The organism is Frankia sp. AiPs1 (assembly GCF_023716945.1).
In the GTDB taxonomy this organism is placed as follows: domain Bacteria; phylum Actinomycetota; class Actinomycetes; order Frankiales; family Frankiaceae; genus Frankia.
Map to the genome: position 1 here is coordinate 1 of NZ_JAMQQF010001139.1, position 665 is coordinate 665.

The 665-nt window shown below is 71.9% G+C and carries 1 pseudogene; it reads left to right on the forward strand.

From position 1 onward, the window contains the following. Nucleotides 1-409: 409 nt before the first annotated feature. Nucleotides 410-665 (forward strand): annotated as a pseudogene (locus ND748_RS33325) (penicillin-binding protein); the annotation flags it as partial.

Genomic DNA, 665 nt, shown 5'->3' on the forward strand with positions numbered 1-665 from the left:
GCCTGATCCCGCCGCGCGCCGGCTGCCACCGGCCAGCCCGCCGGGTCGCCGGGTCGCCGTCGTGCGTTGAGCCGCGGTGTATGACGGCCAGGGCCGTTTCAGTCTGCGCGGGATGGTCGATATGATCCCTCTCGCGGTCATCGCGGGTCTTGCGCGGTTTCCTGGCTGACAACCCCAATTCGGGGCGTGTTGCCTGGTTGAGCGTAGGAATTCAGGTTCGGACAGTCTGTCGCGGGTGCCGAAGGTTGCCCCGACGTGGCCTGAGCCCGGGAAGACCACGTTTTCCTTCCGTGTCGGACCCGCGTGTCGAGTTGCCGACGCTGGCCGGCGCGTCGGGTGCGCAGTGCCGGGGGCCTTCGTAGTGTGGGTCTCCGATCGGGCAGTCGTCTGCGAGGGGAGGCGTCTCGTCATGCCCCTCACTCCGTCCGGATTCACCGCGTCGACATCGCGCCGCCGTGGCCGCGGCCGGCGGCGGGCGATCATCGCCGCCGTGGTGGTCGTCGTCCTGGCCGCCGCCAGCGGGGTCGGCTACGTACTGAAGAACCGGTCCGACGAGCGGGCGGCCGACCGCCGGGCCCAGTCCGCGGCCGTGGTCTACCTCGCCGCCTGGCGAACCCTGACCACCACCGGCGGGACGGCGACCCGTACCGCGGCCGGCTCAGCGC